Here is an 8126-nt window from a genome sequence, read left to right on the forward strand (position 1 = left end):
GCTAGTGGTACGATAGAGGGATAGTTGAGCGAACTCGGGACGTTCGAGATGGGTCGGTGGCCACCGGGGAAGAACACTCACCAAAGCCCCAGCCGTGAGGACTCGCGCGGCTCGCTGTGGTCCTCGACCGTTCACTTCATTCACGGTCTGCGGTCCTTACGTCGCCGGGCTTCGCCCTCACGGCTGCCCCTTTGGGTCCCGACCCGAACGGCACCGCACAGCACCTCACGCCGTCCCCAGCCTCGCGGTTCGCGCTCTCCGAGCGCTCACCGCCTCCCTCGCGCGTGCTGTCTCGCGCCCGCCGGGCGCTCGCAGGCACGCGCCACCGCACATCGATTATAACCAGTCGTCGCCAAGAAACAGTCGTCGCCGCTCACCGATTAGTCGTCCCGAAACGTCAGTCCGTCCCTGAGTTCTCGCGCACGCGAGAGCAGCGCGTCGCGGTCGGTCTGATCTGCGTCGCCGTCTGCCCCGCCGTCGGTCACCGTCAGGTGCCCCGTCTTCCGCAGCGGATACACGTCGTCTTTGCCGTACCAGTGGAGGTCGCGTCGGGGGCGGCGAGAACGCCGTCGACGCCGCGGAGGATCGCCGGCTGCGTCTCCTCCACGTCGCCGAGGACGTTCGCGGTCACCGCGGGCGCGACGAGGTCGGTCGGGCCGAGCGGCCAGCCGAGCACGGCGCGGACGTGGTTCTCGAACTGCGAGGTGCGCGCGCCCTCGATCGTCCAGTGACCGGAGTTGTGCGAGCGCGGCGCGATCTCGTTGACGAGCACCTCGCCCTCGCGGGTCTCGAACAGCTCGATCCCGTAGACGCCCCGGCCGTCCAGTAAGTCGAGCACGTCACGGGCGACCCGCTCCGCCTCCGCGGCGACCGCGTCGTCGGTCCGCGCGGGCGAGACGCTCTCGCGGAGGATCTCCTCGCGGTGGACCGTCTCGGTCACGGGGTACGTCCGGGTCTCGCCGTCGGCGCCCTTCAGCCCCATCACGGCGAGTTCGCGCTCGAAGTCGAGGAACCGCTCGGCCATCGCGTCGCCCCCGACCGCGTCGAGCGCGGCGGCGGCGTCCGCGGGGTCGTCGACCGGGAGATTTCCCCGGCCGTCGTACCCCCCCTCGCGGGCCTTCAGCATGACGCCGCCGAACTCCTCGACGAGGCGTTCGAGCCCGTCGGCGGTGGCGACCGCCGCGAACTCGGGCACGGGGATCCCCGCGTCCGCGAGCGCCTCCTTCTGGACCAGCTTGTCCTGGATCGTCCGGAGGGTGTCGGGGTCGGGGTGGACCGGCACGTCGTGCTCGTCGCTCGCCGCGGCCAGCAGGTCCGGGTCCGCCAGCTCGATCTCGAAGGTGAGCGCGTCGACGCGGCTCGCCAGCTCGCGGACGCCGTCGGGGTCGTCGAAGTCGGCGACGATCTGGTCGACCGCGACGGGGCTCGCCGGACAGTCGGGCGTGGGGTCCAACACCACGAGGTCGACGCCGAGCGGCGCGACCGCCTCGCCCATCATCCGACCCAGCTGGCCGCCGCCGACGACGCCGAGCGTCGGTCCCGGAAGGGTGATCGACATACACGGCCGCGTACCGGACGTTGGTGGATAAATATTCCCACATCGGACGGCAGAATAGCCACGATCGTGGGGGAACTTCAAAGGGAGGCGTCCGTCGGCGACGCCTGCCCGTTACGGATCGACCGCGGCGAGGTCGCTCTCGAGCTCCGCGACGAACGCGTTGTACGCCTCGACGAATCCCCGGAACCGATCGGCGTACGCGCGGACGTCCGCCGCCGAGGGCGCCTCGTACTGCGAGAGCAGGTAACAGCCGCCGGAGCCGCCGACCCGGAGGTACGAGACCGTCCCCTCGTCCCACTTCAGCTCCCAGCGGTCGCCGTCGACCCGGGCCGTGAACGTCCCGTAGTCGTCGCCCTCGTAGCGGTGGATCTCGCCGGCCATGACCGAACAGGCCTCGCGGATCGCGTCCAGCACCCGGTCGCGCTCCGCGACGACGCCGTCCGTCGGAACCGGCTCGGGAAAGTCGGCCGACACGTCGTCGAGGACGCCCGACAGCGACGCGACGTGGTCGTTCCACGCGGCGACGAGGTTCGCGTAGTCGTCGAGCGCGCCCGCGAGTCGCTCGGGGTCCGGCGGTCGCTTCGTCGAGACCACGTACACGTCACGGCCCGACGACGGCGAGAACAACAGGAACTCCAGCGCGCCGGCCTCGTGTTTCACGGTCCACTCGCCGCCGGCGGTCGACAGCTCGATCCGACCGTAGTCGCTCCCCTGGAGGCGCGCGAGCTGCGAGGCGATCCGGTCGGCGTGGTCGCGAACCGCGGCGACGACCTCGTCGCGGCGCTCGGTGATCGCGTCCGTGTCGCGCACGTCGAAGTCGAACCCGAGGTCGGCGTGGGTGGTCACGGCCGGACTGGGTGCCGCGAGGAGTTAACGGGTTCGGGTCCGCGACGGGAACGTGGTCGGTTCGGGTCCGCCCCGCGACGGGCCACGCGATGGGTCCGGATCCGCCGTCGACCGGCGCGCGTGATCACTCGATCGACGCCCGGATCTCCCGGACCCGCGCCGGCTCCTCGATCCCCGACCGCAACACGATCGCGAACACCTCGTCGCCGTCCGGAACCGGCGCGTCGCCGCTCAAGATCGCGCCGGAGCCGGTCTCTTCGGCGAGCCACCGGCGGCCGTCGGCGATGGCCTCGCGGTTGAGCCACGCCGGCGGCCCGCCGACCACGAGCAGCGTGCGGTCGGCCCGCCCGTCCGGCACCTCGACGGTCCCCTTGCCGCGGGCCGCCTTCCGGATCGTCGTCTCGATCGCCGACACGGCCGCGCTCGCGTCGACCGACGCCGGCTCGTCGGATCCGAACAGGCCGAACCCGAACCGCGACTCCGCCTTCGGCGGCTCCACCGCCTGAGTCGCGTACCCGATCGCGGCGATCTCCCCGTCGCCGCCGACCGCGCGCGCGATGTCGCTCGCGTCGAGGACCTGCTGTGGCGTCGACTCGGCGTCCGCGGCTTCGCCCGCGCCGAACAGCGCCGCGACCCGGTCGGCGAACACGCCGTTCAGCCGGTCGCGGGCGTCGATCAGCGTCTCTCCGGGGCGGACCCACGCTGCGTTGTCGAACGGGAACAGGGCGGCACAGCGGTCCGACAGCGCGTCGAGCGTCCGGGCCGCGTTCTTCTCGGCGAGCGGGCGGTGCGAGAGTGCGGGCTGTCCGTCTGACGCCTCCGTCCCCCGACCGGCTCCGCGGCCGGACGGCTCCGAATCCGACTCGGTTTCGGCCGGCGTCGGAAGCACGCCGAGCGCGTACACCGGCGGCTCGTAGAGCCGCGACAGCTCCTCGGCGAGCGCCGGCGCGACCCCGGCGCCCGCCCCGCCCCCGAGGCCGACGACGAGCAGGAACGCCTCCGCCAGTGAGGGGTTCTCGTCGTCCATCTCCCGTCCGAGCTCGCTGGCGTGGGCGTCGCCGAGCCGCCGGCCGGCGTGGAGGTCGCCGTCGAGGCCGTCGCCGCCGGCCGCGTCGCCGAACCGGTACCGGCGTGACTCCTCGAGCGCCCGGAGCGACCCGAGGGCGTCCGCGTCGGTGTCGAACGCGTTACACCCTTGCAGGAACGGCTCGTCCCCGTGGTCGGCGACGAGGCGGTCGACGATCCGGCCCCCGGCACCGCCGAGGCCGATGACGTGTACACGCATACGTGCCCCCGGTCGTCGAGCGGGGGTTTATCTCTTCGGCTCGGCCGCACGCTCCGTGGCCGCGACGGGCCACGGCGTCGCTTAGCACCCCTAGAACTCGTCGAGCCGACGCTGGTCCGGCGGGACTCCCGATTCGTGCGCGTCCGGGTCGACACCGAGCAGTCGGGGGAGCGCCGTGTCCGCGAACGTGAGCGCCAACACGAGCACGATCGGCGCGAGGAACAGCCCGTGGAACCCGAACACGACGGGACCGAGGATGTACGCGAGCATGAGCAGGCCGACGTGCGTGGTCTTCCCGCTGAAGTACGGCCGGAGGACGATGTCGGGGATCGTGTCGACCACGACGACGACCACCGCGAGGAAGCCGACGACGTACACGAGAAGCGAGAGCTCATCGGCGAGCAACGGCGGCACCGCGGTGACCGCCGCCAGCGGCAGGTACACGATCTTCATCCCGATGACGGGGATCAGGCTCGCGACGCCGGTGAGCGCCCCCGCGAGCGCCGGGTACGGCACCTCCGCCCCCGCCGGGGCGACCAGGTTGTAGCCAGAGTAGGTCGCGACCGCGATGACGGAGATCGCGATGACGTTGAGGAGGTTGCCGTACAGCACCGCCTCCAGTTCGGCGTCCGCGGCCTCGAGGTACTCCCTGACGACCGCGTCGTCGTCGAACTGCAACAGCCAGTCGTGGAACCGCGACCCGTCGAGAAGCAGGTAGTAGGTGACGATGACGGTGATGAGCAGGTTGAGCGCGAGCCCGGAGACGGTGCTCGCCAGCAGGGACGCCTGATCGGAGGCGAACTCGATCAGGGGGTCGAACTCTCCCGACCGGTACGCCGTCACGATCTCGTCGAACGTCAGGTTCGAGAGATCCGCGAGCGAGGCGATCCACGAGTTCTCCGAGCCGATCGTCTCGGTGACCGGGTACTGTCGGACGAACCGGCGTGCCTCCAACAGCAGCAACACCAGGGTGTAGCTCAGGAGACCGATCAGCGGAACCGCGATCAGGGCCAGGGAGGTCACGGCCCGGACGCGGACGGGGAGGTGAAAGCGTCGGAGCGCGCGGTGGAACCGCCGCGTCGAGTAGTAGAGGAAGACGGCGACCGTGAGCGGGGCGGCGAACCGGTACGCGATGTACCCGGTGACGGACGCGACGGCGAGACCGAAGAGGGCGACGACGAACCGCTTCTCGTCCATGCGACCTCCGTCTCGGCGACCCGACATAAACTATTGGGCACGAACGGACCGAGACGGGCGCACACAGCGTCAGTCGCGGTCGGTGTCTGTCAACGCTCTCGACGTCGGTCAGCGTCGGTGTCAGTCGCCGTCCGCGGTCCCCGTTCGCTCGCTCGGCGCCGTCTCGTCGTCGGGTCTCCCCGTCTCGTCGTCGATTCCCTCCGCCTCGTCGTCGACCGCCTCTGCGGCGATCTCGGTCGTTCGCGACGCGCCTCTCGCGGAACCGGCGGTCCGAGCGGGCCTCCCGTGCTCGAACCGCGCGGCCTGTTCGCGGTGGAGCGACAGGATCATGTCCGCGAGCACGCCGAAGATGAGCAGCTGGATCCCGAGGATCGTGGCGCCGACTGCGCCGACGGCGATGATATTGTGGCCGACCCCGTATACGACCCAGCGGTAGAGGACGTACATCGCCATGACCAGCCCGGCCGCCGTCGACAGCGCGCCCACGCTCCCGAAGTAGAACAGCGGGTTGTTGGTCTTCGCCTTCCGGTACAGCTCGAGGAGGATCACGCCGCCGTCGCGGATCGGGTGGAGGTTGGTCGCCGAGCCGCCGGGACGCTCCCGGTAGGTGATCGGGACCACTGCGACGTCGAGCCGGTTCTTGACGCACTCGACGGCCATCTCGGTCTCGATCCCGAACCCGTCGGCGGTGAGGTGGAGCCGCAGGAAGGACTCGCGGGTGAACGCGCGGTACCCGGAGAGGATGTCCCGGTACGACTCCCCGTGTATCAGTCGGAACGCCAGGTTGAACAGTCGATTGCCGACCCGGTTCAACCGCGTCATCGCGCCCGGGCGCATGTCAGCGAACCGGTTCCCGATGACGTGGTCGGCTCGCCCCTCGAAGAGGGGTTCGAGCATCGCGTCGGCGTCGGCGGGGTCGTAGGTCGCGTCGCGTCGGCCATGAGTACGTACGGGGCGTCGATGTGGTCGCGGACCGCCTCCCTGACCGCCTGCCCCTTCCCGCGTCCGGACTGCTCGACGACGCGCGCGCCCGCCTCGCGGGCCGCCGCCTGCGTGCCGTCGGTCGACCCGCCGTCGGCGACGAGGACGTCGTCGAGGCCGACGTCGCGGAACGCCTCGACGACGCTCGCGACGGTCTCGACCTCGTCCATCGTCGGCAGCAGGACGCAGACGTCGTCGTACTCGTCCATGACCGGGACATGTCAAGGCAGTCGCTAAACTCTGTCCCTCCGTCGGTGGGCGGGATCCGTCTCGCCGCGAGTCGGTACCGCTCGCCCCGCGGTACCGTCTGCCCCGATAGCTGCGGGCACCCATACGCTCATGTACCCCACGACGGATCGTGGGATCATGCCACGCCCAGCCGACGACCAGATCGAAGAACTGCTCACGGCTGCCCGGACCGCGACGGGCGACGAACTGCGCAGCCTCACCTACTTCACCGAGGACGACGTCGAACAGCTGTATCTCCGTAGCGACCTCAGCCGGACTGCCGACCTCGTCGGATTCGCCGAAAACGAGCGGCACGGGTTCCACTCGCAGTCGATGTACGCCAACACGCAGCTCGGTGACTACCAGTTCACCGTCCGCGTGTTCGAAAACGGCTACCTCACCCGGGTGATCGCCAACGGACACGGCGTGTGGGTCACGACCGACTCGATACAGATCGATCGATTCGAAGAGCTCGCGAGCGCGCTCGCCGTGATCCTCCGATCGTTCGACCCAGTTACTCCCGGATCGCCCGAGTCAGAGTAATTCTCGACCCTCGGGTCCGATCTCGACCGTTCCCGCCATCTTCTCCTGTTTCCCTCCTGTTCTTCCCCTGTCTCGTGGCGAGTTACGCGCGTGGGCGCGCGAATCGGTCTCGAAATCGGTCGATCCGAGACGGCCACAATACCTTGTATATTTGATCGAGCGTATAATGAGCATAGGAACAAGGTTAAGGTCTATCCCGCGATACGGTCACGCATGGAAACGCGGAAGGTCCAACGGCTGGGGCCGTCGACGCTGGCGATGACCCTTCCCGCCGAGTGGGCGAAAGAACACGGCGTCAACAAGGGCGACGAGGTGTCGCTCCGCATGGGCGGCAAGGGGACGCTCACGGTGCTACCGGAGTCGGTGAGCACGGAGGAATCGGAGGCGGTGATCAACGCGGACGGGCTCGACGCGCAGTCGCTGGAGCGGGCGATCGTCGCGCAGTACGTGCTCGGCCGTCGCGTGATCCACGTCCAGAGCGAGGGCACCCTCGACAGCGAGCACATCAACGCGGTGTACAAAGCCGAGACGCAGCTGATGGGGCTCGGCGTCATCGAGGAGACGCCGTCGGACATCTCGATCCGGTGTTCCGTCGACCCGGAGGACTTCACGCTCGACAACCTGCTCGAACGGTTGGAGAACACGGGGTCGACGATGCGCGGCGAGGGCGTGAAGGCGCTCGCGCACGGCAACCCCGACCTCGCACAGCGTGCGCTCAACCGCGAGCGGCAGGCGAACAAGATATTCGTGCTCCTGCTCCGGCTCATCTTCACGGCGTACCAGAACCCCAACCTCGCTCGCGCGGTGGGGTTAGAAGAGGGGTTCCCGCTGATCGGCTATCGCTCGGTCGCGAAGAACCTCGAACTCACCGCCGACAACGCCGAGGACATCGCCGAAATCGTGATGGAAGCGGAGGGTCACAGCCTCGAGGTCGACGGGTCGACGATGCGACAGATCCGCGAGTTCACCGATCAGGTGGACGAGCTGACCGCGCTCGCGGTGCGGGCTGTCGTCGAGCGCGACTACGACCTCACGGTCGAGTGTCGCGAGCTGTTCGCCCGCCTCGAGGACCGCGAACAGGAGATCCTCGCCGAGCTGCCGGGCGACCTCGACAACGACACGCTGTTGATGACCCGGGAGGTGCTCGTCAGCCTCCAGCACACCGCGGAGTACGCGATGCGGAACGCCGAGATCGCCGCCAACCTCGCGCTCAACGAGGCCTCCGAGCACGTGGAGATCACGTGAGCAGTTCCGCGTCGAGACCGCTCGGGACGGACGCCGCGGAGCGTCGCGAGATACGGCGGTGTTGCGTCCGGACGGCGGTGCCCGCGGGCTTCGCATGAACTAAGTAGCGCCCCGCGAAGCCAGAGGTATGAGCGAGAGATCCATCGAGTCGGACAAAGCGATCGGCGTGGCGCTCGCGTTGGGCGCCGTCGCGCTCGTCGGCACGCTCGCGATGCTCGGGGCCCCGTCGCAGTTCGGTCGGGC

General features: G+C 69.5%; 5 protein-coding genes and 2 pseudogenes. 2 read left to right on the top strand and 5 right to left on the bottom strand.

Annotated features, from left to right (window positions below; translation table 11 throughout):
* Nucleotides 1–380: 380 nt before the first annotated feature.
* From GJ633_RS11505 to aglJ, 5 genes and pseudogenes are all read right to left on the bottom strand, one after another.
* A pseudogene (locus tag GJ633_RS11505) lies at nt 381–1558 on the bottom strand (5-(carboxyamino)imidazole ribonucleotide synthase).
* Between the two features lie 111 nt (nt 1559–1669).
* Nucleotides 1670–2404 (bottom strand): hypothetical protein, encoded by a 735-nt coding sequence (locus GJ633_RS11510; RefSeq protein ID WP_321169048.1) that lies wholly within the window; start codon nt 2402–2404, stop codon nt 1670–1672.
* A 124-nt stretch (nt 2405–2528) separates the two neighbouring features.
* A complete protein-coding gene (locus GJ633_RS11515; protein WP_156588943.1) occupies nt 2529–3689 on the bottom strand; it encodes a cell division protein FtsZ in 1161 nt (386 codons plus the stop codon).
* Between the two features lie 90 nt (nt 3690–3779).
* Complete coding sequence (locus tag GJ633_RS11520) at nt 3780–4886, bottom strand: AI-2E family transporter (protein WP_156588944.1); 1107 nt, start codon at nt 4884–4886, stop codon at nt 3780–3782.
* A 120-nt stretch (nt 4887–5006) separates the two neighbouring features.
* A pseudogene (aglJ, locus tag GJ633_RS11525) lies at nt 5007–6076 on the bottom strand (S-layer glycoprotein N-glycosyltransferase AglJ).
* Between the two features lie 157 nt (nt 6077–6233).
* Here aglJ and GJ633_RS11530 point away from each other — a divergent pair.
* Nucleotides 6234–6638: a hypothetical protein gene (locus GJ633_RS11530; RefSeq protein ID WP_156588945.1), complete on the top strand. Its 405-nt coding sequence runs from the start codon at nt 6234–6236 to the stop codon at nt 6636–6638.
* A gap of 213 nt (nt 6639–6851) precedes the next feature.
* Entirely contained in the window at nt 6852–7883 is a 1032-nt protein-coding gene (locus tag GJ633_RS11535; RefSeq protein WP_156588946.1) for a phosphate uptake regulator PhoU, read from the top strand.
* Nucleotides 7884–8126: the final 243 nt, after the last annotated feature.

The sequence above is a fragment of the Halorubrum sp. CBA1125 genome, assembly GCF_009742825.1.
Taxonomy (GTDB): domain Archaea; phylum Halobacteriota; class Halobacteria; order Halobacteriales; family Haloferacaceae; genus Halorubrum.

Excerpts from the sequence above, each read along its gene's own strand:
- GJ633_RS11520 (WP_156588944.1), bottom strand. The coding sequence starts at position 4,886 with ATGGACGAGAAGCGGTTCGTCGTCGCCCTCTTCGGTCTCGCCGTCGCG.
- GJ633_RS11515 (WP_156588943.1), bottom strand. The coding sequence starts at position 3,689 with ATGCGTGTACACGTCATCGGCCTCGGCGGTGCCGGGGGCCGGATCGTC.
- GJ633_RS11530 (WP_156588945.1), top strand. The coding sequence starts at position 6,234 with ATGCCACGCCCAGCCGACGACCAGATCGAAGAACTGCTCACGGCTGCC.
- GJ633_RS11535 (WP_156588946.1), top strand. The coding sequence starts at position 6,852 with ATGGAAACGCGGAAGGTCCAACGGCTGGGGCCGTCGACGCTGGCGATG.